A 655-nucleotide genomic window follows, 5' to 3' on the forward strand; every position below is an offset into this window, starting at 1 on the left:
ATCATCGATCCCTATGTTGGGTACAGACAGCACTTTCGACCAGATACCGGCCAGCAGTATCTCCGCTGCCGTACGGGGAGACACAAAGCCGTCCTGTATTTGTAATACAGGAGCTGGTAAGGCGCGGCGGTCTACTTTCCCGTTGGTGGTGAGCGGAATATGCTCTACCCGGATAAAGTAGGACGGCACCATATAATCCGGCAACTGTTGCGACAGATACTGCCGCAACGCGGTAACACCCGGTTCTTCCTCCGATACATAGTATGCCGCCAGATATTTGTTCCCGTTGTTATCCCCTGCCGTCACCACCGCATTTTTTATCTGTCCCTGCTGTAGCAAACGGCTTTCTATCTCCCCTAATTCAATCCGGAAACCTCTTATTTTCACCTGCCCGTCCATTCTGCCGATGTATTCAATCTCTCCCGTGGCCAGCATGCGCGCATGGTCGCCCGATTTATACAGTTTTCCTTTTCCCCTTATCGTATCCGGAATAAATTTCTCGTCTGTCAGCGCTTCCCGGCCCAAATACCCACGGGAAACGCCGGCCCCGCCTACATATAGTTCGCCGATGCAACCCATCGGCACCGGATGGCCGCTTTTGTCAAGCAGGTAAACCGATAACGTAGGGATAGGGGTGCCGATATTGCTGATGCCG

1 protein-coding gene is annotated in these 655 nt (G+C 53.0%); it reads right to left on the minus strand.

The features are described from left to right. Positions 1-655: AMP-binding enzyme (locus ICL55_RS34910; RefSeq protein ID WP_188106700.1), on the minus strand; the 655-nt coding region annotated here is incomplete at both ends.

The organism is Chitinophaga varians (genome assembly GCF_014529945.1).
Lineage (GTDB): Bacteria > Bacteroidota > Bacteroidia > Chitinophagales > Chitinophagaceae > Chitinophaga > Chitinophaga varians.